This is a genomic window from Lentzea terrae (assembly GCF_003265345.1).
Taxonomy (GTDB): domain Bacteria; phylum Actinomycetota; class Actinomycetes; order Mycobacteriales; family Pseudonocardiaceae; genus Lentzea; species Lentzea terrae.
The window spans coordinates 248713-275426 of sequence record NZ_QFWW01000029.1; the positions used below are offsets into that span (position 1 = coordinate 248713).

The 26714-nt window shown below is 69.7% G+C and carries 27 protein-coding genes; 16 read left to right on the forward strand and 11 right to left on the reverse strand.

The window, feature by feature from the left end; translation table 11 throughout:
• Positions 1–6 precede the first annotated feature (6 nt).
• Both DI276_RS35795 and DI276_RS35800 read left to right on the forward strand, forming a co-directional pair.
• The gene (locus DI276_RS35795; protein WP_112271895.1) at positions 7–330 is read left to right on the forward strand and encodes an antibiotic biosynthesis monooxygenase family protein; all 324 of its coding nucleotides are present in this window, start codon (positions 7–9) and stop codon (positions 328–330) included.
• 3 nt (positions 331–333) lie between these two features.
• Positions 334–1056, forward strand: coding sequence for a thioesterase II family protein (locus tag DI276_RS35800; protein ID WP_112271897.1), 723 nt, complete (start codon positions 334–336; stop codon positions 1054–1056).
• On the opposite strand, the gene DI276_RS35805 is transcribed toward DI276_RS35800, so the two are convergent.
• A complete protein-coding gene (locus DI276_RS35805) occupies positions 1025–1987 on the reverse strand; it encodes an Lrp/AsnC family transcriptional regulator (protein WP_112272424.1) in 963 nt (320 codons plus the stop codon). The genes DI276_RS35800 and DI276_RS35805 overlap by 32 nt on opposite strands.
• Positions 1988–2097: 110 nt before the next feature.
• Here DI276_RS35805 and DI276_RS35810 point away from each other — a divergent pair, with 110 nt between their 5' ends.
• Together DI276_RS35810 and DI276_RS35815 are read left to right on the forward strand one after the other, a co-directional pair.
• Positions 2098–3504, forward strand: a complete 1407-nt coding sequence (locus tag DI276_RS35810) for an MFS transporter (protein ID WP_198681115.1) — start codon at positions 2098–2100, stop codon at positions 3502–3504.
• A gap of 65 nt (positions 3505–3569) precedes the next feature.
• On the forward strand, positions 3570–4316 hold the full coding sequence (locus DI276_RS35815; protein ID WP_112272426.1) for an SDR family NAD(P)-dependent oxidoreductase: 747 nt from the start codon (positions 3570–3572) through the stop codon (positions 4314–4316).
• Here the strand turns inward: DI276_RS35815 and DI276_RS35820 are convergent.
• A complete protein-coding gene (locus DI276_RS35820) occupies positions 4313–4726 on the reverse strand; it encodes an ester cyclase (protein WP_232837183.1) in 414 nt (137 codons plus the stop codon). The genes DI276_RS35815 and DI276_RS35820 overlap by 4 nt on opposite strands.
• A 237-nt stretch (positions 4727–4963) precedes the next feature.
• On the opposite strand from DI276_RS35820, the gene DI276_RS35825 reads away from it, so the two are divergent.
• From DI276_RS35825 to DI276_RS35855, 7 genes are read left to right on the forward strand one after another with little or no spacing between them, the layout of a single operon-like run.
• The gene (locus DI276_RS35825; protein ID WP_112271902.1) at positions 4964–6244 is read left to right on the forward strand and encodes an activator-dependent family glycosyltransferase; all 1281 of its coding nucleotides are present in this window, start codon (positions 4964–4966) and stop codon (positions 6242–6244) included.
• 23 nt (positions 6245–6267) lie between these two features.
• Entirely contained in the window at positions 6268–7095 is an 828-nt protein-coding gene (locus DI276_RS35830; protein WP_112271904.1) for a sugar nucleotidyltransferase, read from the forward strand.
• Positions 7092–8429: an NDP-hexose 2,3-dehydratase family protein gene (locus tag DI276_RS35835; protein ID WP_112271906.1), complete on the forward strand. Its 1338-nt coding sequence runs from the start codon at positions 7092–7094 to the stop codon at positions 8427–8429. Before DI276_RS35830 ends, DI276_RS35835 begins: the two co-directional genes overlap by 4 nt.
• 12 nt (positions 8430–8441) lie before the next feature.
• The gene (locus DI276_RS35840) at positions 8442–9026 is read left to right on the forward strand and encodes a dTDP-4-dehydrorhamnose 3,5-epimerase family protein (RefSeq protein WP_198681116.1); all 585 of its coding nucleotides are present in this window, start codon (positions 8442–8444) and stop codon (positions 9024–9026) included.
• The gene (locus DI276_RS35845) at positions 9023–10045 is read left to right on the forward strand and encodes a Gfo/Idh/MocA family protein (RefSeq protein ID WP_112271908.1); all 1023 of its coding nucleotides are present in this window, start codon (positions 9023–9025) and stop codon (positions 10043–10045) included. The genes DI276_RS35840 and DI276_RS35845 overlap by 4 nt, the downstream gene beginning before the upstream one ends.
• Positions 10046–10077: 32 nt before the next feature.
• Positions 10078–11877, forward strand: a complete 1800-nt coding sequence (locus DI276_RS35850) for an AfsR/SARP family transcriptional regulator (RefSeq protein ID WP_112271910.1) — start codon at positions 10078–10080, stop codon at positions 11875–11877.
• Between the two features lies 1 nt (position 11878).
• Complete coding sequence (locus DI276_RS35855) at positions 11879–12640, forward strand: SDR family oxidoreductase (protein WP_112271912.1); 762 nt, start codon at positions 11879–11881, stop codon at positions 12638–12640.
• A 37-nt stretch (positions 12641–12677) separates the two neighbouring features.
• Here the strand turns inward: DI276_RS35855 and DI276_RS35860 are convergent, their stop codons facing one another.
• Together DI276_RS35860 and DI276_RS35865 are read right to left on the reverse strand one after the other, a co-directional pair.
• Positions 12678–14618, reverse strand: coding sequence for an FtsX-like permease family protein (locus DI276_RS35860; protein ID WP_112271915.1), 1941 nt, complete (start codon positions 14616–14618; stop codon positions 12678–12680).
• A gap of 3 nt (positions 14619–14621) precedes the next feature.
• A complete protein-coding gene (locus DI276_RS35865) occupies positions 14622–15401 on the reverse strand; it encodes an ABC transporter ATP-binding protein (protein ID WP_112271917.1) in 780 nt (259 codons plus the stop codon).
• 160 nt (positions 15402–15561) lie between these two features.
• On the opposite strand from DI276_RS35865, the gene DI276_RS35870 reads away from it, so the two are divergent.
• Positions 15562–16887: a sensor histidine kinase gene (locus DI276_RS35870; RefSeq protein ID WP_198681118.1), complete on the forward strand. Its 1326-nt coding sequence runs from the start codon at positions 15562–15564 to the stop codon at positions 16885–16887.
• The gene (locus tag DI276_RS35875; RefSeq protein ID WP_112271921.1) at positions 16872–17549 is read left to right on the forward strand and encodes a response regulator transcription factor; all 678 of its coding nucleotides are present in this window, start codon (positions 16872–16874) and stop codon (positions 17547–17549) included. The genes DI276_RS35870 and DI276_RS35875 overlap by 16 nt, the downstream gene beginning before the upstream one ends.
• A gap of 19 nt (positions 17550–17568) precedes the next feature.
• Here DI276_RS35875 and DI276_RS50385 read toward each other — a convergent pair whose 3' ends face one another.
• Positions 17569–17739 (reverse strand): hypothetical protein, encoded by a 171-nt coding sequence (locus DI276_RS50385; RefSeq protein ID WP_157985141.1) that lies wholly within the window; start codon positions 17737–17739, stop codon positions 17569–17571.
• A gap of 523 nt (positions 17740–18262) precedes the next feature.
• On the opposite strand from DI276_RS50385, the gene DI276_RS35885 reads away from it, so the two are divergent.
• On the forward strand, positions 18263–18868 hold the full coding sequence (locus tag DI276_RS35885; protein ID WP_112271923.1) for a hypothetical protein: 606 nt from the start codon (positions 18263–18265) through the stop codon (positions 18866–18868).
• A 158-nt stretch (positions 18869–19026) separates the two neighbouring features.
• Entirely contained in the window at positions 19027–20169 is a 1143-nt protein-coding gene (locus DI276_RS35890; protein ID WP_112271925.1) for a hypothetical protein, read from the forward strand.
• Between the two features lie 5 nt (positions 20170–20174).
• Here DI276_RS35890 and DI276_RS35895 read toward each other — a convergent pair whose 3' ends face one another.
• The 5 genes from DI276_RS35895 to DI276_RS35915 form a co-directional block, all read right to left on the reverse strand.
• On the reverse strand, positions 20175–20852 hold the full coding sequence (locus DI276_RS35895) for a response regulator (RefSeq protein WP_112271927.1): 678 nt from the start codon (positions 20850–20852) through the stop codon (positions 20175–20177).
• The gene (locus DI276_RS35900; protein WP_112271929.1) at positions 20837–21934 is read right to left on the reverse strand and encodes a hypothetical protein; all 1098 of its coding nucleotides are present in this window, start codon (positions 21932–21934) and stop codon (positions 20837–20839) included. The genes DI276_RS35895 and DI276_RS35900 overlap by 16 nt, the downstream gene beginning before the upstream one ends.
• Positions 21927–23036 carry a sensor histidine kinase gene (locus tag DI276_RS35905; protein ID WP_112271931.1) on the reverse strand — a complete coding sequence of 370 codons (1110 nt, stop codon included), beginning with the start codon at positions 23034–23036 and terminating at the stop codon, positions 21927–21929. Before DI276_RS35905 ends, DI276_RS35900 begins: the two co-directional genes overlap by 8 nt.
• A 100-nt stretch (positions 23037–23136) precedes the next feature.
• Positions 23137–24024 (reverse strand): nuclear transport factor 2 family protein, encoded by an 888-nt coding sequence (locus DI276_RS35910; RefSeq protein ID WP_112271933.1) that lies wholly within the window; start codon positions 24022–24024, stop codon positions 23137–23139.
• Positions 24025–24234: 210 nt separating this feature from the next.
• A complete protein-coding gene (locus DI276_RS35915) occupies positions 24235–24483 on the reverse strand; it encodes a DUF4242 domain-containing protein (RefSeq protein ID WP_198681119.1) in 249 nt (82 codons plus the stop codon).
• 89 nt (positions 24484–24572) lie between these two features.
• Between DI276_RS35915 and DI276_RS35920 the strand changes: the two genes are divergently transcribed.
• Positions 24573–26285, forward strand: a complete 1713-nt coding sequence (locus DI276_RS35920; RefSeq protein ID WP_112271937.1) for a BTAD domain-containing putative transcriptional regulator — start codon at positions 24573–24575, stop codon at positions 26283–26285.
• Between the two features lie 73 nt (positions 26286–26358).
• Here DI276_RS35920 and DI276_RS35925 read toward each other — a convergent pair whose 3' ends face one another.
• Positions 26359–26676: a hypothetical protein gene (locus DI276_RS35925; RefSeq protein ID WP_157985142.1), complete on the reverse strand. Its 318-nt coding sequence runs from the start codon at positions 26674–26676 to the stop codon at positions 26359–26361.
• Positions 26677–26714 lie beyond the last annotated feature (38 nt).

Genomic DNA, 26714 nt, shown 5'->3' on the forward strand with positions numbered 1-26714 from the left:
GGAGCGATGTCCACGATTTCCTTGCAGGACGGCCACTACACGCTGATCAACGTGTTCACCGTCGACTCGCCGGAGGACCAGCGGCGGATCTTCGACGAGATCGTCGCCGCCACCGCGGTGATCCGCCGGTTCCCCGGCTTCGTCTCGGCGAACGTGCACCGCAGCCACGACGGCGCGCGCGTGGTGAACTACGCCCAGTGGCGCAGCAAGGAGGAGTTCGACGCGATGCGCGCGGACCCGGCGGTCCAGGACCATTTCAAGGCTTGCCGGGCCGTCACGAACGACATCGAGCCGATCTTCTGCGAGCTCGCGTACGTGCAGGAGGGCTGACCGGTGGCGGGGTGGTTCCTCGGTGACCCCGCGCCACCGGACGCGGAGGTGGTCGTCTACTGCCTGCCGAACGCCGGCGGTGGTGCGAGCGCTTTCGCCGGATGGCACCGGGTCGTGCCGCCGGGGTGGTGGGTGCGGCCCGTGCAGCTGCCCGGCCGGGAGAACCGGATCGCCGAGCCGCCGGAGTTCGCCGAGGACGAACTGGCCGAGGCGATCTCCCTGGACGCCGGCCGGCACCGGTTCTGGTTGTACGGCCACAGCATGGGCGGTGTGCTCGCCTGGGAGGTCGCCCGCAGGACGACGGCGCCGGGGCTGCGGCGGCTGTGCGTCGGCGCCAGTGCCCCACCGCACGTTCCTGGTGACTGGACGCGGCGCTGGGCGGAAGCGGACGACGAGGCGTTGCTCGGCGAGATCGCCGCGCTGGGCGGCATCCCGGCGGTCGTGCTGGAGCATCCGCGCACGCGCCGGCAGCTGGTCCGGGTGCTGCGCTCCGACCTCACCTGGCTCGCCAGGCCACGTGCGGCCGACGTCGTCCCCACGCCGATCACGGCACTCACCGGAACGCACGACAGCCTTGTGCCCCAAGACACTTCGGCACGCTGGGCTGATCTCTCCCCCGATGTTCGCGCGGAGACCGTACCCGGCGGCCATCTGTTCCACGTGGACGATCCGGGCGCGACCGTGCAGGCATTGCTCACAACGGCAGAACCGCTCCGTTGCGCTTGATCGTGCGCACGACCGGAGCGGTCTCCACGTGCGTGATCTCGTCCAACGCACCGATGCGCTCGGTCAGGTAGCGGTAGAGGTCCGGCATGTCCCGGCAGATCACCGCGACGACGAGGTTGGTCGGTCCGGTCGTCACGGCGGCGAACGACACCTCGCGGTGCGCCGCGAGTGCTTCGGCGACGGTGACGAGCGCGGACGGCCGGACCGACATCCACAGCCGCGCCTCCGCGTGGAACCCGAGCACCTCCGGTCCCATGTCCACCTCGTAGGACAGGACTCCGCTGCGCTGCAGGCGTTCCATCCGCCTGCTCACCTTCGACTCCGACCAGCCCGTGGCCGCGGCGAGATCCGCGTGCCCCGCCCGCCCGTCGAGCGACAACGCGTCGAGCAGTGCCTCGTCGCCCTCGGCGAGCTCGACCGGTTCGTCGAGCTCCGGCGGCGCCTCCGGTTGCAGCGCGGCCACCTGGTCGGCGGTCAGGAACGACGTGCCCGCCCAGCCGCTCGGCCGCGCGAAGCCCTGCAGCATGCAGTGCGCCGTCACCGAGATCACCCGGTTCGACCGCGCGAGCTTCTGCAGCAGCAACGAGTCCTCGGCCGGCCGGGACTGCGTGACGCAGGAGATCTCCGTGCCGCCGGACAGCAGGTGCACCCAGAACGTGTCGGGGCGCTGCGCCAGCGACCGCGCGATCGGTGCCGCCGCGTCGGGGGTGCAGCGCAACCTGATCGTCCACGCCACCTGGCCGAGCCGGGTGCCGACGAACGCACCGACGACGCGCACCGCCCCGGCGGACCGCAGCCTGCGGTACCGGCGCGCGACCGTGTGCTCCGAAACGCCGATCACCGCGGCGATCTTGCTGAACGGTGCCCTCGCGTCGACGTGCAACGCGTGGACCAGGCCTCGATCCACGTCGTCCAGCGTGATGGTTTCCATCATCTCAAGCTAGCTGATGCCGGAATCATGCGCGAAACGCCCTCTAGCTGTCAGGTGGAGGGCAGGCGGTGCGACTGTCGGTCCCGTACCTCCCAGAGAAAGGACCGGAAATGCGCAAGTGGTGGCCTCTGGTGGCCGTGTGCTTGGGGTCGTTCATGCTCATCGTGGACACCACAGTGGTCACGGTCGCTCTTCCCGACATGGCCGGGAGCCTCGGCGCGTCGCTCGCCCACCTGCAGTGGGTGATGAACATCTACACGCTCGCGCTCGCCGTGATGACGCTGAGCGCGGGGTCGCTCGGCGACCTCTTCGGTCAGCGCAAGGTCTTCGTCACCTCGCTGGTGATCTTCGCGGGAGCCTCGCTGCTGTGCGGTCTCGCGCAGAACGCCGAGGTGCTGATCGCGGCCCGCGCGCTGCAGGGCGTCGGCGGCGCCGCGATGATCGGCACGACGCTCGCCGTGCTCGGCAGCAGCTACAGCGGCAAGGAACGCGGCAGCGCGATCGGTGTCTGGGCGGGTGTGCTCGGCATCGCGGCCGCGGCGGGACCGATGCTCGGCGGCCTGCTCACGCAGTACCTGAGCTGGCGTGCGATCTTCTTCATCAACCTGCCGGTCAGCGTGGTGACGCTGGTGCTCGCGCTGCTGTCGATCGGCGACTCCGCCCGGCGCGAGGGCGCGCGGATCGACTTCGCGGGCATGCTGACGTTCGCGGTGTTCGCCAGCGCGCTGACCTACGGGCTGATCCGCGCGGGCGAGCACGGCGACTGGACGTCCGCGCCGACGCTGTCCACGTTCGCCGTGGCCGTCGTCGCACTCGTCGCGTTCGTGCTGGTGGAACAGCGGCAGGAGCACCCGATGCTGGACATCGCGTTGTTCCGCAGCGCCTCCTTCACCGTGATCATGCTGTGCGTGGTGGCGACGTCGGTCTCGTTCGCGAGCCTCGTCTACACCTCGATCTGGCTGCAGAACGTCCTGGGGCTCGACGCGCTCGCCACCGGCATCGCGCTCATTCCCATGGCGCTGACCTCGTTCCTGGCGTCGACGTTCATCGGCAAGCGGCTGCACAACGTCGCGCCGAAGATCAGCATCGGCACCGGCCTGCTGCTGATCGGCCTCGGCAGCGGGGTGGTCGGGCTCGTCGTGGACGGCGGTTCGTCCTGGTACGCGATCGCCCCCGGCCTGGTGCTGATCGGCGCCGGCGTCGGCATCAGCGGCCCCGGCACGAACGGCGCGGTGCTCGCGTCGGTGCCACCGGAGCGCGGCGGCATGGCGTCGGGTGCGATGGCGACGTTCCGCCAGTTCGGCCAGGCGCTCGGCGTCGCGGTGCTCGGCCTGGTCTACGTGGCCGCCACCGAGATCCCCGGCCAGGACGCGCGGTCCGCGGCGGCGGCGGGGATCGACCAGGTCTACCTCGTGACCGCGGGGCTCAGCCTGCTCGCCTGCCTGTTCGCGTTCGCCGTCGTCCGGGGCGCCGCGCCCAAGCCGGCCGGTGCCGCACCCGCTGGAGCACGCGGCTGATCTCACCACCGCAGGTGCGGCCCGCACGGGTCGCACCACCGGTGGTCCAAGCGGTTGGGGGCTCGGTGAAGTTCGATTTGAACGGACGGACGGCGCTGGTGACCGGTGCCGCGACGGAGATCGGCACGGCCGTCGGGGAAGCGCTGCTGCGAGCCGGGGCCGCGGTCGTGGCGCACGACCGCGACGCGGTCGCGGTCGGTCTCGTCGTCGACGGGCTCAGCGCACGCGTGGACGGCGCCGAGGTCAGCGGAGTCGCCGCCGACCTCGGCACGGCGGCGGGTGCGGCGGCCCTCGTCCAGGCCGTGCCGTACGCGGACGTCCTGGTCAACAACGTGGCACCGGCGTCGGGGACGTCGATCCTGAACGTGGACGAGGCGGAGTGGCGTGACTTCTTCGAGGCGTCCGTGCTCTCGAACGTCCGGCTGGCCAGGCACTACCTGCCGAGGATGGTGGCCTCCGGGCGCGGTCGCGTGGTGTTCGTGAGTGCCGGGCCGCTGGTGCAGACGTCGATCCAGACGGTGCACCAGGGCGTGGTGACGCTGGCGCAGCTCGCCCTCACCAGGGGTCTGGCGCAGTCCGTGGCCGGCACCGGGGTCACGGTCAACACGGTGCTGCCGGGCGCGACCCACCCTCCCGTCGGCGACGTGCCGGCGCCGCCCGCGTGGCCCACGGCGCCGGGGATGCACGGCCGGCCGATCTCGCCGGACGAGGTCGCGAACCTGGTGCTGTACGCGGTGTCCGACTACGCGGCCGCCACGACGGGTGCCGCGCTGCGGGTGGACGGAGGTGCCGTGCCCTTTCTGGTGCCTTAGCTCTCCAGGTCACGGAGCAGAGCCGCGCGGTCGACCATCGGCCAGACCTCCCGGATCCGTCCGTCCGCCACCCGGTAGAAGACGTGCGCCCGTTCGGTCAGCCTCCTGCCGGTCGGCTCGTGCCCGGCGAAGGGGCCGGCGTGAATTCCCGACGTGGCTCCGCGCACCGCGACGCAGTCGTCCTGAACGAGCACCTGTTCCACTTCGAAGTGGAGGTCGTCGAATGCCGAGTGCAACGTTTGCCAGATCTTCTTGAGCAGATCTGCACCGTTGCCGCCATAAGGGACATAGTGGACCAGCGCATCCGGAGCGACTAGTTCATCGATTGTCCTCGAATATTCCTCCCGATCGAGCACACCGCGATAGAAGTGCTCGATCAGATCGACGCTGAGCTGCGATGATGTTTTCATGACCACCCCATAAAAGAAGACCGCGACCAGCGACGGCGACCATACGCGGCAGATCTACAGGAGCTCTGAAGATTCACTGAGGGTCACGTTGTGATTCAAGTCACACACGATCAGGTTGCTTTGCTGCACCGCTCGATGGGTAGCGTGGAAAGCGCTGAGTCGATCCGGCGAAGAAATCACCGGAATCGTACATCCCAGTCTTTCCGGGGTTTTTACCACCAGTTGAACGGAGCCACTATGCGCGTCCTCTTGGCGATCATGCCCTCGCCGACGCACCTGCACCCGTACGTTCCGCTGGCGTGGGCACTGCAGGGCGCCGGGCACGAGGTCCGCGTCGCGAGCTACCCCGACATGACCGGCACGATCACCGACGCCGGCCTGCTCGCGGTCGGCCTCGGCGATCCCGTCGACCTCGGCGAGTCCGTGCGCGGGTGCGCCGCCGACGAACGGCTCGACGCGATCATCGACCCGCTGGCGGAGGGGTCCGACGATCCCGGCCTCTGGAAGCTCATCCGGCTGTACCTGATGTCGCCGTTCTGGCTGCACTACGCCGCGGAACCGGCCGAGGGCACCCGGCGGATCACCGACGACCTGGTCGACTTCACCCGGAGCTGGCAGCCGGACCTGGTGGTGTGGGACCCGATGTTCTTCCCCGCGGCGATCGCGGCCCGCGCGACCGGGGCCGCGCACGTGCGCATGCTCTGGGGCCCCGACTACTTCGCGTGGACGCGGCAGGCCTACCGCGCGGCGCTCGCCTCCCCCGAGTCCACTGTGGACGAGGATCTGATGGTGGAGCTGATGGCGCCCGTGCTCGCCAGGTACGACCTCGAGTTCGGCGAGGACCTGCTGGTGGGCCAGTACACCGTGGACCCGATGCCCGCCTCCATGCGGTTGCCCGTCGACCTCGACTACATCCCGGTGCGGCGGGTGCCGTTCACCGGTGTCGGCGCACTGCCCGACTGGCTGCGGGAACCGGTGAAGCGCCCGCGCGTGTGCCTGTCCCTCGGCGTCAGCACCCGGCAGCACTTCGACAAGAACCGCGGCCTGCCGATGGCCGACCTGCTCGACATGGTCGCCGACCTCGACGTCGAGCTCGTCGCCACGCTCAACGCCGACCAGCTCGCCGCCGTGACGAGCGTGCCGGACAACGTCCGCCTGATCGACTACGTGCCGCTCAACCTGCTGCTGCCCGCCTGTTCGGCGATCATCCACCACGGCGGCGGGGGCACGTTCGCCGCGGCGGCCGCGCACCAGGTCCCGCAGCTCGTGACCGCGCGGGCGTCCGGTCAGTCGATGGACGTGGCGAGGTTCGTCGAGCAGCGCGGCGCCGGGCTGATCGGCCCGGACATCGACAGCCCGCAGTTCTCCGCCGACGTCGTCAAGGAGAAGCTCGTGCGCATTCTCGCCGAACCCTCGTTCCGGGAAGGTGCCGCCGCGCTGCACGCCGAGATGGCCGCCATGCCCAGCCCGCACGACCTCGTCGGCCGCCTGGAGCGGCTCGCGGCGCGAACACACTGACCCGACGAGGAACTGGGGCTGACGTGAAGGGAATAGTTCTCGCGGGTGGCCGGGCGACCCGGCTGCACCCGGTGACGCTGACGGTGCCGAAACAGCTGTTGCCGATCTACGACAAACCGATGATCTACTACCCGCTCTCGACGCTCATGCTGGCCGGCGTGCGGGACGTGCTGGTGATCAGCTCCCCCGCCGACCTCCCCGGTTTCCAGCGGCTGCTGGGTGACGGCAGCGCGCTGGGCATGTCGATCAGCTATGCGGCGCAACCGGAACCGCGCGGTGCCGCCGACGCGTTGCTGATCGGCGCGCGGCACGTGGCGGGTGAGCAGATCGCGCTCGTGCTGGGGGACAACGTCTTCCACGGCGCCGGTCTCTCCGGACTGCTGCGCCGGCACGCGTCCGACATCGACGGCTGTGTCCTCTTCGGACACCGGAAGCAGCGGTCGGACCTCGCGGTCACCGGCCTCTGTTTCTTCGCCAACGACGCGGTCGAGATCGCCCGGCAGCTGCGTCCTCCGGTGCGGGGCGAGCTGGAGATCAGCGACGTCAACCGCGTGTTCGCCGAGCAGGGCAGGGCGCGGCTGGTCGAGCTCGGGGCGGGGCACGTGTGGCTCGACGCCGGCACGCACGAGGAGTTGGTGGAGGCGGGCGAGTTCGTCCGCACGCTCGAACGGCGCCAGGGCGTGCGCGTCGGGTGCATCGAGGAAGTCGCGCTGCGCATGGGTTTCATCGACCGCGACGAGTGCCGGCGACTCGGTGAGGCACTCTCCCGCACCGGCTACGGCGAGTACGTCAGGTCGATCGCCGAACCGGACCGCGTGCTGCAGGCGGCGGGCGCGAGGGGGCACGCATGACGTCCCAGCGCTTCGAGGACATCGCCGGGTTCCACGCGTGGTTCGCGGACCGGTTGCGGGACAACGACCACGAGATCACGCCGATCGCGCTCGACGCCGTCGGCGGCTGGCGGACCGACCCGGTCAGCGGCGACATCGGGCACGACAGCGGGAAGTTCTTCTCCGTGCGCGGCCTGGAGGTCAGCACCGACCACCGCAGCACCGGGACCTGGTCGCAACCCATCATCGTGCAGCCGGAGATCGGCATCCTCGGCGTCGTCATCCGGGTCGTCGACGGTGTCGTGCACTGCCTGATGCAGGCGAAGATGGAGCCGGGCAACGTCAACGTGCTGCAGCTGTCGCCGACGGTGCAGGCGACCAGGAGCAACTACACGCGCGTCCACCGCGGCAAGCCCGTGCCGCACCTGGAGCACTTCCTCGCGCCGCGGCAGGGCCGGACGGTGTTCGACGCGCTGCAGTCCGAGCAGGGGTCGTGGTTCCTGCACAAGCGCAACCGCAACATGATCGTCGAGGTGCACGAGGACCTGCCGGAGCACGAGGACTTCTGCTGGCTGCGCCTGGACCAGGTCACCGACCTGCTGCGGGAACCGAACCTGGTGAACATGGACGCGCGGACCGTGCTCTCCGGCCTGCCGTTCTTCTTCGCGCAGCGGGAGGACGACGCGGGAGCGCTGCACCCGTTCGAGCACCTGCTGAGCTGGTTCACCGAGACCAAGGCCCGCTTCGAGCTGTCCCGCCGGCTGGTGCCGCTCGCCTCGCTGCCCGGCTGGCACCGCGGCGACGGCGTGATCACGCACGCGGACGGCCGGTACTTCACGGTGATCGGCGTGTCCGTGCGGACGAGCAACCGCGAGGTGGGCAGCTGGGCCCAGCCGATGTTCCGCCCGGTCGGGCGCGGGCTGATCGCGTTCCTGGGCAGGCACGTCGGTGGTGTGTTCCACGTGCTGGTGCACGCGCGCACCGAGGCGGGGACGCACGACGTCGTCGAGATGGGCCCGACGATCGCGTGCATCCCGGAGAACTACGCGGGACTTGGCCCGCACGAACGGCCGCGCTTCCTCGACGCCGTCGACTGGGACGCGCCCGCGCGCCGGCATCTCGTCGACGTCGTGCACTCCGAGGAGGGCGGCCGCTTCTTCCACGCCGAGAACCGGTACGTCCTCGCCGACGTCGGTGAGGACTTCCCGCTCGACGTGCCGGACGACTACTGCTGGATGACTCCCGAGCAGCTCACCCGGTTCGTCAGGTTCGGCAACCACGTCAACGTCGCCGCCCGTTGCCTGCTGAGCTGCCTCGTCGGTGAGACGGCGCGGCTGCAGGTCATCGGCTCGTAAGGGGAACCGGTCATGAGCACTGAGATCACCGAGATGTCCGTGCGCGACGCGTACCGGATCGTGCCGGCGGCGCTGTCCGATCGGCGGGGCAGCTTCTTCGAGGCGTGGCGGCTCAGCGACCTCGAAGCCCGCATCGGGCACGCGTTCGGCGTCGCGCAGGTCAACTACTCGACGTCGAAGCGGAACACGTTGCGCGGCATCCACGGTACGACCGTGCCGCCGGGACAGGCGAAGCTCGTCACGTGCGTGCGCGGCGCCGCGTTGGACGTCGTGGTCGACCTGCGGGTCGGTTCGCCGACGTTCGGGCAGTTCGACACGACGCTGCAGGAGGCCGGTTCCGGCATCGGCGTGTACCTCGCGGACGGACTGGGCCACGCCTTCCTCGCGCTGACCGACGACACCTGCATGAACTACCTGTGCTCGCAGGAGTACGTGCCCGGCACGATGATCGACATCCAGGCGCTCGACCCCGACCTCGGCATCCCGTGGCCGCTCGACGGGCCGCCGATCATGTCGGACAAGGACGCCGCGGCGCCCACCCTGGCGCGAGCGGTGGAACTCGGGGTCCTGCCGTCGTTCCAGGCGGTGACGGCGTGAGCGGGCCCGTGCGGTTCGGCGTGCTCGGCTGCGCGGACATCGCGTGGCGGCGCACGATGCCGGCGATCGAGTCCGCGCCCGGTGCGGAGCTGGTCGCGGTGGCGAGCCGGGACGCGGCCAAGGCGAAGGTGTTCGCCACCCGGTTCGGCTGCGCGGCGGTGGCCGGGTACGAGTCGTTGCTGGCACGGGAAGACGTCGACGCGGTCTACGTGCCGCTGCCCGCCGTGCTGCACGCCCCGTGGGTCGAACGGGCGCTGCTCGCGGGCAAGCACGTGCTCGTGGAGAAGCCGCTCAGCACGTCCGCCGCGGCGACCGGGGCGCTGCTGCGGCTGGCGCGCGACCGCGGGCTCCAGCTGATGGAGAACTTCATGTTCCTGCACCACTCGCAGCACCGCCGCGTCGCCGCGCTGCTCGCGTCCGGTGCGATCGGCGAGCTGCGGTCGTTCTCCAGCGACTTCACCATTCCGCCCAAGCCGGCCCACGACATCCGGTATCAGCGCGACGTCGGCGGCGGGGCCCTGCTGGACTTCGGCGTGTATCCGGTTCGTGCCGCTCTTCACTATTTGGGTGATAGCGAGCTCGATGTCGTCGGCGCCCTTTTGCACGAGGAACCGGAACTCGACGTCATGCTCAGCGGCGATGTGCTGCTCACCACTTCCAAAGGCGTCAGCGCTCATCTGCGATTCGGTATGCGGCACTCGTACCGCACCGGTGTCGAATTCGTCGGCAGCACCGGGCGAATGACTCTCGACCGCGCGTTCACACCGCCCGACGAGCATCGGCCGACCGTGCGGATCGAGCGTCAGGACCAGCGGGAAGAGCTGGTGTTCGACGCCGACCGGCAGTTCGTGAACGCGGTGCGCGCTTTCACCGACGCGGTCAACGGTGAGGCCGGGCTCAATGCGTGGAACGACCTCTCATTGCGCCAGGCGCGACTGGTGGACCAGGTCCTCGAGAAGGCCGTGGTCGTTCACCTTTCAAACAACGATGTCCTTGTCGATGACATCAGCCACCACTAGGGTCGTCATGAGGAAAAGCTTGGGGGAGCACCGTGCAATTCTTGCTGTTGGGGGATTTGGAAGTATTCGCGAACGGTGAGGGAACCCTCCTGCTCGCGCCCAAGTTGCGCGCAATACTTACGTTGCTGCTCGTGGCCGGCGGCAGGACCGTGCCCATTCACGCGTTCGTGGACGAACTGTGGGCCAGCCGCCCGCCCGCCACCGTGATGGCGACCATGCAGACGTACATCTACCAGCTGCGGAAGATCTTCAACGCCGACACGGGCCTCACCGGGGCCGCGATCACGACGACGTCGTCGGGCTACGCCCTGGAGATCTCCCCCGACCAGGTGGACGTGCACGTCTTCGAACGCAGGCTGGCGGAGGGCCGGACCGCGCTGGCAGCCGGCGCGTACCGGTCGGCGGCCGAGCACCTGGACGCCGCGCTGGCGGTGTGGCGGTCCTCGCCGCTCGCGAACGTGCCGAAGGGGCCGTACCTGGAGGCGTACGCGACCCGGTTGACGGAAGCCCGGGCACAGGCCGTGGAACTGCGGATCGAGGCGTACCTGCAGATGGGCCGGCACCGCGAGGTGGTGGCGGAGCTGAAGTCGTTGGCCGTCGAGAACCCGTTGCACGAGGGGTTCCAGACGAAGCTGATGACGGCGCTGCACCGGTGCGGGCGCAGGCACGAGGCTCTCGAGGTGTACGCCAGGCTGCGGCGCACGATCTCCACGGAGCTGGGCCTCGAACCGTCCGCCGCGGCACAGGAAGTGCACCGCGCGCTGCTCACCGGCGAGTCGGAGCCCGCACCACCGATGGCCGCCGCACCCGTGGCGTGGCAACCGGCGCAGCTCCCACCGGACACCGCCGACTTCGCGGGCCGGCTCGCCGCCGTCGCCCAGGTCAGGGCCGAGCTCGACGGGCACGGCCCCCGGACGGCGCCGCGGATCGTCGTCCTCACCGGCATGCCGGGCGTCGGCAAGACGGTGCTGGCCGTGCACACCGCGCACCTGCTCCGGCAGCGCTACCCCGACGGCCAGTTCTTCGCGAACCTCGGCAGGACCGCGGACGCCGGCGCCGTGCTGGAGTCGTTCCTGCACGGCATCGGCCTGACCGGCGACCAGGTGCCGGCCGACCTCGACGGCCGCAGCAGGCTGTTCCGCAGCTGGTGCGCGGACCGCGAGGTGCTGGTGGTGCTCGACGACGTGAGTTCCGCCCGCCAGGTCCGGGACCTCCTGCCGGGCGGCAACCGCTGCGGCGTCCTGCTGAGCAGCCGTGCGCCTTTGTACGGGCTGAGCGGCGCACGAACCGTCGAGCTCGGCCCCATGCCGGCGGAGGACGCGTTGGCGTTGCTGGAGACGATGACGGGCAGGCGCCTGGTCGGCGACGACCGCATCACCGCGCACCGCATCGTCGACCTCTGCGACCGCATCCCCGCGGCGGTGCGCGTGATCGGCGACAAGCTCGCCCTGTCCACCAGGCTCTCCCTGGACTCCGTCTTCCTGCAGCTGTCCACGCCGGAAGGCAAGCTCGCTCTGCTGGAGTCGAGCGGTTTCGACCTGCCGGCCACGCTCGGCGAGGCCTACTGGGCGCTCGACAGCTCCGTTCGGCACGCGCTGAACCTGTTGAGCACGAGGGCAAAGCCGTGCTTCAGCCGTGACGACGCCGCCGAACTGCTCTCGCTGTGCCCGGCCTACACCGAGGTGACCCTCAGCTCGTTGCTCGACGCCGGTTTCCTGCTGACCCACGAACGGGGCTTCCGCCTGCCCGGTCTCGTCCGCCTCATCGTGCACAACGAGTCCGGAATGGACGTACCGGCCCAGCGCGGCGCCCCCGAACCCTCAGGAGTGTGAAATGCCCAGCCTGACCGGAAAAACCGCACTGGTGACCGGCGCCTCACGCGGAATCGGCCGCGCGATCGCCCAGCGCCTGGCAGCCGAAGGCGCGCTCGTGGCGGTCCACTACGGCACGAACGACGCCGCAGCGAAGGAAACCACGGACAGCATCGAACGCGCAGGCGGCCGGGCAGTCGCGATCCGAGCCGACTTCGAGACCCCGGACGCCGTGGACGTCCTGTTCCAGGGCCTGGCGACACATCTCCCCGGCCCGCTGGACATCGTGGTGAACAACGCCGCGATTGGTCACTCCGGCTCGCTGGAAAGCGCCACCGAGGCAGACTTCGACCGCGTCTTCGCGGTGAACGTCCGTGCCCCGTTCTTCCTCCTCCAGCGGGCAGTCCCGCACATGCCCGACGGCGGCCGAGTCATCAACATCAGCTCGTCGGTGACCAGGATCGCCGTGTCGCACGAGCTCGTCTACGGCATGACCAAGGGCGCGCTGGACATCATGGGCCGCACCTTGGCCTACACCCTCGGCAGGCGCGGCATCACCGTCAACTCGGTCGCCGCCGGCGTCACGGACACCGACATGATCGCGATGCTGAAGGCGATCCCCGAAGCCGTGGCGGGGATCAACGCCGCGACGGCGCTGGGCAGGATCGGCGAGCCCGCGGACATCGCCGGCATCGTGGCGTTCCTGGCCTCCGACGACGCCCGCTGGGTGACGGGACACCTGGTGGACGCGACCGGCGGCATGAGCCTGGGCCTGCCCATCTAGGCTCGTGCCGCGACAGCTCCGGCGGCAGCGTCAGCATTTATTCCTTCGTCGTAACCAACGACACGGGACGATCTTTCGTGGCGATAGCCGCGGTGACAGCACTGGTCACCGCCACGATCCCCACCGATCCCATTGCGACAATTGCCAAAAGCGTCCAGGGGATGAACACCACGGTGGTGCCGATCGCCTTGTGCACGGCGCCGCCGATACCCACGAGGCCCGCTCCGGCGACCACGCACCCGAGCACGAGACCGATGACCGCCACCCCGATGGCCTCGACCACGGCCACGCGCACCACCTGGGGCTGGGTCATCCCGGTCACCCTGGAGACGGCGAACTCGCGCCGGCGTTCGGACCCGGCGATGACCACCGAGTTCACGACGGCCATCAGCGCGTACAGCCCGGCGAGGCCCATCAGCACGGTCAGGATCTTGACGTTGCCGTCCTGGGCGTTCTCCGCGCGCGCGATCGCCCACTGCGACACCGTCTGGACCTGGCTGAAGCCCGCCTTCTCGATCCGCTCCGCGACGGCGTCCGGATCCTGCCCCTGCGCGACCTGGACGACGGTCTCGGTCGGCGCGCCCGCCCACACCTGCCTGGGCAGGGCCTGCCGCGGCACCAGGAAGCTGTCCCCCATCTCGAGCGTCTCCGGGTAGCCGCCGACCACGGTCAGCTGCAACGGTTGCCCGCCCGCTTCAGCCGGGAGCACCTGGCCGGGCGCGATCCGGTCGGCGTTGCGGGCGGGGCCGGTGAACACTGTGTTGCCGGCGAGCGCCGCCAGGTCGCCCCGAGCCGGTGGCAAGGTGTGCGTGCGCGCGTAGTCGGCCGCGTCCACCGCGACGATCCCCGAGTAGAAGTTCCGCTTGATCACCCGCTTGTTCTGCGTCTTCTCCGTGGTGATCGTGATGTCCACGGCGTTCTGCCGCGAGGCGACGGCCACGCCCTCGATACCGGCCAGCCGTTCCGCCTCCTCGCCCGTCGAGCTCACCACGAGGTGGGCGTTCACGGACCGCTTCGCCTCCTCGCCACCCGCGGCGGAGAGCGAGCCGAAGGTGCCCGCCAGTCCCAGCAGCAGCGCGACCAGCACGATCAACGGGGACGCCGTGGCGGCACTGCGCCGCACCCCGTCCCGCAGGTTGGCCTGCGCCAGGCCGACCAGGGTGCTGCCGGGCACGAGCACCCCGAAGAGCCACGCCGTGAACGGCACCACCAGCGGGCTCAGCATGCTCATGGCGACCGCGCCGAACATGGAGATGCCGAGCGCCGCCATCATCGCGCCGATCAGGTTGGCGCCCTGCGCCCACATCACCATGGAGATGGTGCAGAAAGCGAAGGAGAGACCGAAGAACCACCGCGAGACGGTCATCACCTCGGCGGCCTTGCCCGTCTCCCGCAACGCTTCCAGCGGCAGGATCTTCGCCGCCCGCAGCGAGGCGGTGAACACCCCGGCCAGTGCGACGCAGACGCCGATGATCCCCGAGACCACCACGGCCCACAGCGCCCACGGAGCGGTGAACCCCTCCGGCAACAGGCCGATCTCGACGAGCAGCCGGGTCTGCGCGTACTTCGCGATCAGTCCGAACGGCACCCCCAGCGCGGACCCGACCACGCCGAGCAGCAGGGACTCCGACAGCAGCAGCGCCCGCAGCTGGGTGCGGCTGCCGCCGGTGAGTCGCAGCAGGGCGAGGTCGCGGCGGCGCTGGGCGACGGTGAAGCTGAACGTGGAGCTCACGATGAAGACCGCGAGGAACATGGCGAGGAACGCGGTCATGCCCATGACCGTCGCGGCGGCCACGAACCCCTCGCGGATCTTGTCCTCTGCCTGGCGGGACGTCCCCGGCGGGATCTGCGGTTCGCCGGTGGCCGCCAGCACCAGCATCGAGGCCTGCACCAGAGCGACACCGACACCAACGCTGAGGATGGCTCCGATGAAGAGCTCCCACCGTTCGCGGAACGTGCTGAACGACATCTGGAACATGGCTCAGCTCTCCAGCCGGGCGAGCCGCTCGGCGACGTCGTGGATGGTCGGCATGTCCACCCGGTCCACGATCTGACCGTCGGCCAGGAAGACCACCGTGTCGGCGCTCGCCGCGACCGCCGGGTCGTGGGTCACCATGACGATGCTCTGGCCCACGGTCCGCACCATGTTGCGCAGCAGCTCGAGGACCATCTTCGCGGAGTGGGAGTCCAGCGCGCCGGTCGGTTCGTCGGCGAACAGCACGGCGGGGCGGGAGATCATCGCGCGAGCGATCGCGACACGCTGCTGCTGACCACCGGAGAGCTCACGCGGCTTGTGCGTCGCCCGGTCGGCGAGCCCGACGCTGGCCAGCGTCTGGCGGACGTCGCTCTTGGACACGCGCACGCCGGCGAGCTTCGAGGGGAACGCGACGTTCTGCTCCGCCGTCAGCGAGCTGATCAGGTTGAAGCTCTGGAACACGAACCCGATCGTCCGCCGGCGCAGCTCGGTGAGCTGGCTGTCCTGCGCCCTGGTGATGTCGCGGCCCGCGAGCAGGACGCGTCCGCTGGTGACCTGGTCCAGGCCGGCGGCGCAGTGCAGCAGGGTGGACTTGCCGGAACCGGACGGGCCCATGATGGCGGTCCAGGTCCCTGCCGGGCAGCTCAGGCTGACGTTGTCGAGCGCGGCGACGCCGGTGTTCTTCGCTCCGTAGTACCGCGTCGCCTGCTGCAACTCCACGGCCGAGCAACCGACGTTCGGCACCCCCTGCCGGTGACCGGCGGCGAGGTGCTGATTCCAAGACATGTGCAAACCCCCGTCTGCGGTGAAAAGACAACCGCTTGCACGGAAACTCAACCGCACCGCGCAGGCCGAGTCACTGGCCTTAACATCCGAGTCGGAGGTAGTGAAACCTCTACCTCCCACCGGCCCAACGCCGAAGTCGATGTTGACTACGGTGAGCGTTGTGCCGGGACGCAACGCACGCACGATCTGGGAGTCGATGGGCCTTCGCGGCTTCCTCCTGACCAGCTGGCCGTGGCGCGGCCTGTCGTACGTGCTGAGCACGCCGATCGTGTCGGCGCTGGTCAGCGTTCCGGTCACGGTGCTGTGCCTGCCCTGGCTGTACCTGGTCTTCCGGTTCATCGGGCCGCAGCCGATCGCGCTGGGCGAGGTGGTGCTGGTCGCGCTGGGCGGCCTCGCGCTGGTCGTGGCGGGCAGTCCGCTGGTGGCCCTGCCCGTGGCGCAGGTGGAACGGTTGCGGCTGCGGCTGATCCGGGCGGACCCGGTGTCCTGGCCGCACGCCACCACCAGGGGCCGCGGCTGGATCGGCTGGCTGCACCGCCGGTACACCGAGCCGGGGACCTGGCGGGAGGTCGTCTACCTGCTCGTGGTGTCCCTCGCGGTGCTGCCGTGCGCCGTGGTCTTCCTGACCCTGCTGATGGTCGGCTCGCTGGTCATCAGCCCGCTGGTGGTCGAGCCGGACGCTCCCCTCGCGCTCGGCCTCGGGCGGGTGAGCACGGTGTCCGAGGCGTTGCCGTACGCGTTGCTGGGACTGGGCTTGTTGCCGGTGGCGCTGTACCTGATCTCCGGGCTGGCCGGTCTGCACGGGGCGCTGGCCAGGAGGCTGCTCTCCGGCGCTTCCGACGACGAGCTGCGCAGCGAGCTGGTGGAGATCTCCCAGTCCCGCGAACGCCTCGTCAACGCCTTCGAGGCGGAACGGCGCCGGATCGAGCGGGACCTGCACGACGGCGCACAGCAACGCCTGGTGAGCCTGATCCTCCAGCTGGGCCTGGCGAAGGTGGAGATGCCACCGGACGCCCCCGGCACCGAGTCCGTCGCCAACGCCCACGAACAGGCCAAGCTGCTGCTGACCGAACTGCGCGAGTTCATCCACGGCATCCACCCGCAGGCGTTGTCGGACCTGGGCCTGCCGGCCGCGTTGCAGGAGCTGGCCGACCGCTCGGCGACCCCGGTGAAGGTCGACTGCACCCTCCCCGAACGCCCGCCCAGCGCGGTGGAGAGCGCGGGCTACTTCGTCGTCGCCGAAGCGCTGAGCAACTCGAGCAAACACAGCGGTGCCACCGAGATCCAGGTGTCCGCGAAGATCAAACGCAACGTCCTGACAGTGGAGATCATCGACAACGGCCGCGGCGGCGCCGACTCCGGCCGCGGCACCGGCCTCACCGGCCTGGCCGACCGCGCCGCGGCCATCGGCGGCACCCTGTCCCTGTCCAGCCCGATCGGCGGGCCCACCACCGTGCGAGCGGAGTTCCCATGCAGCCCCAAGTGATCCGCACCGTCCTGGCCGAGGACGGCGCACTGCTGCGGGAAGGACTCTCCGCGCTGCTCGACCGGTTCGGCTTCCAGGTGGTGGCAGCCGTGGGCGACGCGGAAGCCCTCATCGCGGCCGTCGCCGAACACGACCCCGACCTGGTCGTCACCGACATCCGCATGCCACCGGGCTTCTCCGACGAGGGCCTGCGTGCCACGGTCCGCCTGCGCCAGGACCGCCCGGACCTGCGAGTGGTGGCACTGAGCCAGTTCGTGGAAACCGGCTACGCCTCGGCCCTGCTGGACTCGGGCGGCGGAGTGGGCGTCGGCTACCTGCTCAAGGACCGGATCGGCGACGTCCGCGAGTTCATCTCCGTCCTGCACCGCGTGGCGGCCGGCGAAACGGTCGTCGACCCGCAGGTGGTCCGCAAACTGCTGAAGCGCAGCAGCACCCCGCTCGCCACCCTGTCGAACCGGGAGCTGGAGGTCCTCGCCCTGGTAGCGGAGGGCTACTCCAACGCGGCCATCGCCGAGAAGCTCGTCGTCTCCGAGGCCGCGGTGAACAAACACGTCGGCAACATCTTCACCAAGCTCGGCTTCACGCCCGGCGACGACCGCAACCGCCGGGTGCTCGCGACCCTCACCTACCTGCGCGACGGGGCTCAGCTGAACCGCCCGTGACCAAGCCCGCCGTCGTTCATCAGGACTCGTGGAGGTCCGTCTCGCTCAGGACCGGACTGCTGTCGTAGGTGCGTCCCAGGCGGGCCGCCGACCCGAACAGCGTCAGCTTCGGGTTGCGGATGGGTGATTTCGCGATGGTGTGGCGCTTTTTCGCGACAGCGCACTGGCCTTCGCAGGCGTGCTGATGCATCGTCTCGTCCGCGTCAGCACGCAGCGCGCTTGATGAGATCGGCCGTCGCCGCGGGCTGCGACATCATCGCGACGTGGGAGGCGCCGACCTCGACTGTGCGCGCACCGGCCCGCTGCGCGCCGGACGGCTCCCCCAGCGCGCACGTCGACCGGCCGCTGCCCGGCCCACATCAGGCCGGTGGTCGCCCTGGGCACATCGCCGGCGAACACGTCGCGGAACACTTCTCTCTTGATGTAGGCGTCAACGCTCGCACCGTTGGGGCGGCTTCTGCTTGTCGTCGGGCCTGGGATGTGCCTGCGCCGCAGGCATTTCAGTGTGGAACCGAGTACTTGACGAACAGTGAACGAAGCCGGTGAGTCGGCTCTGCAGCAATTCCGTCTCCGTCAAGTGCGTCGTGTCAGGTGAACGCCCGACATGCGAGCGCGACCGGCCGGTTTAACGTCATCTTCGTGAACGGACTGGGGTTTCCAGGACCAGAGGGGGTCCGGTCACTGCCCGTCCGGTTGAAGAGGGGGATACACGCATGTCCAGAATCGGGCGAATTCTCGCCAAGTCCTTTGCCGCCACCGTGGTGGCGGGAACGGCGATGGCCGGCCTGCTCGTCGCGCCCGCCCAGGCGGCGGAGGCGGACGCGTCGAGCGAGGTCGGCATCACATCGTCTGATGACGGCGCCTGCAAGACCAAGAAGACGGTCGGAAACGCGAGGCACAAGGGAGACGTATTCCACTCCTACGCCAAGACCACCGTGTTCAAGCACAACCACGTCGGCATCTACTACACGACGAAGACGATCGTCGAAGCGCCCGGCTCGGGTTCCAAGAGCAGGTCCGTCACGGCGTCCACGCTGAAGAAGTGCGGCCCCATCTACAAGATGTTCGTCGACACCAAGCAGTCCAACCGCGACAAGGCCGCCAACCACGCCTACGACAAGTTCCGCGGCCTGGCGTACGACACGAACTTCTACGACAACAAGGACAACAGCAACGGGAAGCTGAACTGCTCCGAGCTGGTCTGGAAGGCGTACAAGCACGGCGCCAACATCGACTTGGACGGCGACGGCGGGGAAGGCGTTTACCCCGACAACATCAAGGATGACAGCAGCACCGTGGTCTACCAGACCATCTCGTAACGACATTCGCGCAGCGGTGCGGCCTGCCGAGGGGTGCAGGCCGCACCGCCCACCGCTGGAAGGGATTCGGCCCGGTGCGCCAAGCCCGACTCATTGCGCTCGCTGTCTGTGCAACCCTGGCTGTGACGGCCTGCACGTCGTGGAAAGGCGGAGCAGCAGTGCACATCGCCGATCCCGATGTGGTGCAACTCGGCGAAGCCGCCATCGCGTTCTACCTCAGCCCGGACACCTCCGTCGACAAACCGAAGGAAAAGCAGCCCGCCTACCTGGTCCTGGTGCAGGCGGACGGCAGCACCCGGCTGGTCAAGACCAGCGGTATGGCCGAGCCGCACATCGCGTGGTCGGACGCCGGACTGTTCTTCAGCGACGACACCCGCGACTACGTCCTCGGCAAGGACGGTCTGGCCCGCTTCGAGAACAAGAAGGCAGGGCATCAGCAGTCGGCCTTCGCGCTGCCGGACGACAAGGGTTTCGTCGCGGTCTACAACGACGGCTTCTCCAAGTCCGGCTACACCAACCAGGTCGCCGTCACCACCTCGACCGGCTCCCAGCTCTACCAGGTCGAAGGAAACTACTTCATGAACGCGCTGTGCGGCGGTGTCCTCAATGGAATCGCCACCGACAGCGGCGCTCACTTCGCGGACTCCGCCGAGATTCCCGGCATGCGCTCGAAGGTCGAGCCCGGTGCCCAGCCGGAGCTGCTCTCCCAGCTGTACCCGGCAACCGAAGGACGCGAGAAAGTCCTTGCCTGGCGCGGAGTCTTCGACGCGGGAGACCACAACCGGCACGTGCCGTGCCACGACGGTGTCATCGCGTTCCTCTCCGACTACGCCGACGCCGACGGCAAGCCCCACATGACCGTCGTGTCGTGGGACATCAGCAACGGCAAGTACACCGAGCAACCCCTCGCCGACGGCCAGGGACGCCCCATCACCGAGAAGCTGATCGACCCCGAGACGTTCTCCCAGAAGTCCTACGACGCACGGGCACTCCGCGGTGGCCACCTCGAATGGCTCGCCGCCGACGGCCGGATCATGAGCACCGAAGTCGCCTCCGGGATCACCGAGCCGCGGTTCGACACCGGGTTCGTCTCGGGCAGCAACTCGTCCAGCCAGGCGATCTTCACGGACCGGTCGATCCACCTGATCCAGGAGAAGTTCGACGGCATGACTCCCGTCAGGATCAAGAAGTTCGACCGTGCCACCGGCAACCTGGTCACCGAGATCGCCGTGCCCGGCCTGGCGGAGCAGCTCGGCATCGAGCTCAACGTGCGGGGCACGGCCGTTCCTCCCACCGCCTGACCCCGCTACCTCCGCAAGGGCGCGGTCTCGTTCAGCTCGGCCAGCGTGATGACGCCGTCGTCCAGCGCTCGGGTGATGAGCTCGCTCTTGGTGCTCGCGGCACGTCCGACGCTCGCGTACTTCACCCGGACCCTGGCGATGTAGGTGTCGACGGTCTTCGCGGTGATGTGGAGCTTCGCGGCGACGAGTTCCTTGGAGGACGAGGCGAACCACGCCCGCAGCACCTCGGTCTCGCGCGGTGACAGGCGCGGCCGGTCCGGGGTGTCGTCCGCGGCGAGCGCGCCGGACAGCGACGGCGCGGTGTAGCCCCGGCCCTCCGCGGCAGCCCTGACCGCGGGGACGAGGTGCTCGGGCCCTTCGCGCTTGGTCAGGTACGCCAACGCGCCGAGGTCGATGCACTTGATCGCCGTGGCGTTGTCGGCGTGCTGCGAGTACACCACCACACGCCGTCCGCTGTCGACGAGTCTGCGCAGCTCACCGAAGTCCGGTTTGCCCGGCACCAGTTCCAGGTCGAAGATCACCACGTCCGCGTCCGCACCCCGGCCGGTCCACACGCCGGCGAGCCGGTCGCCCGCGTCGAGCAGATCGATCGGCGGATCGGCCTGCTCGCACCAGTACCGCACGCCCGCCGCGATCGCCGCGTGGTCGTCCACGATCACGGCCCTGATCAACTCGGCTGCCACTGGGCCTCCATCCACACCGTTCCGCCACTGTCGAAGACTTCAATCCGCACGTCCGGTGTGGCCGGCAACGGCACCGCGGGTTCGGCGCAGTCCGCGACCACGCTGACCGACACCGCATCGGCGCTGCCGACCACGGTGACCCGCGCCCACGAGCCCGCCGTGGCGAGCGCGGTGAGCGCGGCATTGGTCAGGTCCCGCCGCACGGCCACCGGTGGCGTCGGCCACTGGCCACGCGCGTCCAGCTCGACCTCGACCCCCTTGCGGTCCGCGATCTCCGCGCAGTGGCGCAGCTCGTGCAGCAACGGGTTGCCGACCAAGTCCGTCTCGGCGAACAACCGGCGCATCCGGGCGGCCTCGATGGCGCACCTGCGTTGCACCGCCGGATCCGACGGCTCGAGCACCCCGTCGGCGAGGCCGGTCAGCAGCGGCACGGCCGTGCCGCTCAACTCGGCGAACCGCTGAGTGCGGCGTCGATGCGCGGCCGACGCGGCAGCCTCCGCGGTGCGCGCCAGTTCGAGCTCACGGGCTGCCCTGGCCGCCTCGGCCGCGATCCCGCCCAGCACGGTCGCCACCACCGCCATGAGCAGCGGCAACCCGAACACCGTCACCGAGCCCGTGGTGAACCGCACCAGCGCCGCCCGGTTCACCTCGTGGAACACCAACAGGTTCGCCAGCGCGAGCAGTTCGTGCGTCACCAGGAAAGCCAGGAAAGTCCTGAATGGACGGTCGAGCAGAACCACGGCGCCGGCCCAGTTCGCCGCTCCGAACAACCAGTCCACAGTGGTCGACGTCATGCCGTCCGGCAACGTCAGGTAGGACAGCGCGGACGCCCCGAGCACCACGGCGATGGCGAGCCGGCGCCCGTTGCGCCAAGGTCGCCGCCGCACGACGAGCACCGCCTCGGTGGCCAGCACCGCGGTCAGTGCCGCGAAGGCAGCGAACTGGGCCGCCGGGTGGTCGTGGGATTTCAGGCCCTGCACCAGGTGGATCAGGCCGAGCACGTCCACCGTCAGCACGGCGAGGATCAACGTGGCGATCCGCAGACCGCGCTGCAGCTGCGCCCTCGTCTCGTCGTCACTCATCGGACCGCCACTCGAGCCGCACCACTGTGCCCGCCCCCTCGGCCGAGATGACCGCGGCCTTGCCGCCGACCCGTTCCATCCGGCCGTGCACGGACTCACGCAGCCCGCGCCGAGCGATCGACGCACCCTCGGCGACCGCGAACCCCTTGCCGTCATCGGAGATCTCGACCCGCAACGCGCTCAGGTCGCCCTGCACCCGAACCCGCGCCCGGTCCGTCCCGGCGTGGCGGCGCACGTTGTTGAGCGCTTCTCCGACCGCACCGCTGATAGCGCCCGCCACGTCGAACGGCAACGGCAACGTCCGCGGCGCATCGAACTCGACCATCAGATGGCCGGCATCAAGACCAGCGCGCAACAGGTCGACGAGATCGGCCTGTTCCGGCCTGCCCCCACCGGCGGAGGACCGCAGCCGGGCCAGATCGCGGCGGGCCTGCGGCGCCAGCCAGCTCGCCCCCGCCGGCACCTGCCCGGTGCCGACCATCAGCAACGTGGTGGCCGCCGTGTCGTGCAAGGAGTTCGCGAGCTCACGCTCCTCCGCACGCACGGCCGCCACCACAGCTGCCTCGCGCCGTGCCCGTTCAGCCTCGGCACCCATGCGGTCGGCTCGTTCCGCCGCGCGCACGACGACCGTCCAAGCCGCCCTGGACATGCCGGCCATCACCAACACCCACACCAGCGACGAGGTCGGGTTCTGCCCGGCCGCGGCGAAGATGACGAGCATCGAGCCACCGGTGACCAGCGCCGCGACCATGCCGGCCAGCGGGGCCGTGTACCACTGCCAGGTCACCGAAGCGAACGTGACGAGCAGCCGAAGCCACGCGGTGTTGCCGTCCTCCACCACGCCGGTCCAGAAGGAGCTGAGGCACAAACCCAGCAGCACAGCGACATCCAGCGCGACCGGCACCGTGGTCGTCCGCCGCAACCACCCCTGCGCACACGTCCAGATCACCGCGACGGCAACGGCCAGCGCCGTGGCCCCGAACTTGCCGGCCGAGGCTTGCAGCAGAGCGACCGCCCCGATCGGCGGCAACGTCGCAACGCGAACGGCAACGGCGTAGCGGCGGCCGAACCCGTCCAGCAACCGCACAGCTTCGCCAGCCATCCGCCCCCACCGCTCTCAACACGGCCTGCGCCGCGTCGATGACGTTACCGGTCAAGACGCGGCCGGCGCTGGCAGTTGCGAGCAATCCCTCTCCACCGGGCTACTGCTGGCCGTCGGCGATGACGTCCCAGTGCTCGATGATCTTTCCGTCGACCACGCGGAAGATGTCCGCGACGACGTGGTCGGAGCTGAAGACCCACACCAGGTCACCGTCGGCGAGGGTGTGGCCGAACTGGGTGCGACTGCTGGTGACGGTTCCGCTGGGCGGGGTGACGCCCTGCTGCTGCATGAACTGCTTGAGCGGCTCTGTCCCGTTCGCCGCCACCGGGTTGTGCTGGTAGTACCTCGGATCCCAGCTCGTGTCGATCACGGCAGCGTCGCCGTCGGAGAGCTTCCGATAAGCCTCGACCGCGAACTGGTGGTTCTTCTCCTCCTGCTCCTCGGACAGCGTCGGCGCCCCGTTCGGGTACCGGTACTGGTCGCTGAACAGGGAGTTGCCGCTGGCCGTGGTAGCCGGCACGGTCTGCGCGATGCTCCAGTGCTCGACCAGCTTGCCGTTGCCGACGCGGTAAAGGTCGATCTTGGCCTCGCCGGTCGCCTCATCCGCCGGGGTGGCCGAGGCGTGCCAGTGCACCGCCACCAGGTCACGGTCGGCAGCCGCGCGCTTGACGGTCGCCACCGCGCCAGGGATCTTCGCCTTGAGGTCCTGGAACTGCTTGACCTGACCGTCAGCTCCGCCCGGCACCGACTTGTCGTGCTGCACGTAGTCCGCACCGACGAGTTCCTTCACCACGTCGGTCTTGTTCTGGTTGAACGCCTCCGAGTACAGGCGCAGGACGAGCGTCTTGTTCTGCTCCTCAGCCGCTGACGACGAGCCGGCCGCAGGGGCGGTGCCAGACGCGCCGCTGCACGCGGTCGCGAAGAAAGCCGCGGCAGCAAGCCAGGGCAGCGTCTTCCGGTATCCCACTCGGGTCTCCACTCGTCTCATCACACCGGGGGTACGGCGGCCGTCCGTGCCGCTGTCGCCCGGTACGTTGAGTGATTAACGCCTTAACCACAAGGCGCCGCAGAGCCTGTTGAGATGGACCGGAAGAGCACACCTTCTGGACGCACGCGGACAACGTCCACAACGGACTGAGTCCGCGAAGCCCCCGCCTGAGCGAGGGCTTCGTTCTTGGTCGAACGGGTTCGGCGCCGGCTATCCCTGCACCACCGGGTAGATCTCGTCGGCGACGAGTCCGTGCGCCTCGCGGTGCACTCTGTGCGCCGCCTCCGCGTCCGGGGCCTCCACCAAGCAGAACACCTTGCCCGCCTGGTCGTCGACCCAGTAGTTGAGGTAGCGCACGCCGTGCTGCTCCTGGGTGCGCAGGTCGGCCTCGTGGGCTTCCGCCACGTCCTTCGCGGTGGCGCCGTCGGGCAGCTCGTTGTGAACGTCCATGAACAGCATCAGGTCCTCCTCATCGGACGGTGTGCGGGGAGGCTAGGCCGCGCCGCGTTCCCCGAGCGTTCCCACGCCGGCCGACGTAAGGTCTGCCCATGCCTGCCACCTGCCAGGTGCGCGTGCTCGGCGGGTTCAGCGTCATCGTGGACGGCCGACCCGTCCCCACCCATGCCTGGCGCAGCCGCCGAGCCGCCGACGTGGTGAAGCTCCTCGCGATCGAGACCGGGCACCGGCTGCACCGCGAACAGGTCATGGAACTCCTGTGGCCGGACCTGCCCGCCGAGGCCGCGGGCGCGAACCTGCGCAAAGCCGTGCACTACGCCCGCCGCGCACTCGGCGGCCCCGAGGCGATCGGGGTCGACGGCCACGTGCTGGTGCTGTGGCCGGACGGGTGCCTGGACTGCGACCTCACCCGGTTCGACCAGGCTGCGGACGCCGCACTGACCTCAGGCGATCCGCAGGCGTGCGCCGAGGCGGCCGCGACGTACAGCGGCGACGTGCTGCCGGACGACCGCTACGAGTGGTGGGCGGAAGAACGACGAACCAGGGCGAGGACCCACTACGTAGCGTTGCTGCGCGCCGCCGGTGACTGGACCCGCCTGCTGGAGCTCGATGAGACCGACGAGGAAGCACACCGCGCGATGATGCGGCGCCACCTGGCGGCCGGCCGGCGTCGCGAGGCGCTGCGCCAGTTCGAACAACTCCGCGAGGCGCTGCGCGAACGCATCGGCGTCGGACCGGACGCCAAAACGGTCGCGCTCTACCAAGCGGCCCTGGCGGAGGGCGCGGAGCCGCCGTCGGTGGCGCAAACAGTGGCGGTGACCCTGGCCAACGGGCTGGTCGCCTGGGGCCGGCGCAACGTCGAGGAGGCCGAGCGCCTGGCCAAAAGCGCCCGTGCGCTGGCCCTGGACGCGAACCTCGGCCACGAGCTCGGCGAGGCGTCCACGTTGCTGGCACTCGTTGCCTACGCACGAGGCACGTGGCACGAACAGTTCCGACAGGAGTTCGCCGACTCGGTCCGGCGGTCCGCGCAACTGGAGGGCGCCGTCTTCGACGCCCACCTGTGCTTCCAGGAGTTCTACCTGTACGGACCGGAGGGCCACGAGGGCGCGGAGTCGTTCGCCCGCGACCTGCTCGGCATCGCGATCGAGGCGGACTCGACGGCCGGCCGGGCACTGGCGGGACTGTTGCTGGGCGAGTTCGCGCTGCTGTCAGGCCACCTGGACGAAGCAGCCGCACACCTGAGCCAGTCACTCACAGACGCACAGCAGGCAGGCTGCCTCTCCGCGCAGAGCATCGCGCTCGAACGCGCCGCGGAAGTGCGCATCCGGCAGGGCGACCGAACCGAAGCCGTCGCCCTGCTCGACCGCGCCATGCCACTCGCCCGCGCGTCGGGCATCCGTTCCCACCTGGTCATCCGAATCCACGGCCTGCGCGTGCTGGCCGCCAGCGGCCTGGTCGAAGCACTGGGCGCGGTCCGCGAAGGCGAGCGCCTGCTCGCCGAAGCGACACACGTGTGCGATCCGTGCTCAATGGGTTTCCTGATCGAGGCGGCCCGCGCCTGCGCCCGCGCGAACCACCTGGGCCGGGCCCGACTGCACCTGGCCGAGGCAGAACGGATCAGCGGCCTGTGGCAAGGCGGCCCGTGGTCAGCCGCGCTGTGGGAGATCCGAGCCGAACTGCGGCGCGCAACCGGCCAAACCGCGCAAGCGGCCGCACTGTTCCTCGAAGCGGCCGACCAGTACTCGACCCTGCACCGTCCGATCGAGGAGGACCGCTGCCGAGCCGCCGCCGTCACGTTCGGCTGACCGCAGCGAGTTCAGGCGGATCTCGCCGGCGAGTGAAACGGTGTGGCCGCACCCCCGCGCGGCCACACCTCTTTCAGAGCCGCACGAGGCGGGACACCCGCACGGGCTCGGGTTCCTCGGCGGGCAGTTCCTCCGGCAACCACGCGCGCAACGCCCGCCCGAACTTCAGCAGCGTCCGCCAGCTGTCCCACAACGCCAGCAGCAGGCCGGCCAGCACCACCGACGCCGCGACCGCGAGCACGCCGTCGTCCTTGAGCAGCACCACGACCGCGACGGCCGCCCACAGCTCCACGACCGTGTACACGATCATGAGCAGGACCTGCTCCGTGTGCTTGCGACGGGCCCGCAGCACCTGTACGCGGGAGTCGGGGTCGGGCAGTGACCGGCGCATCGTGACCACTCCTGAACTCGGTGAACTCGTGTCACCGA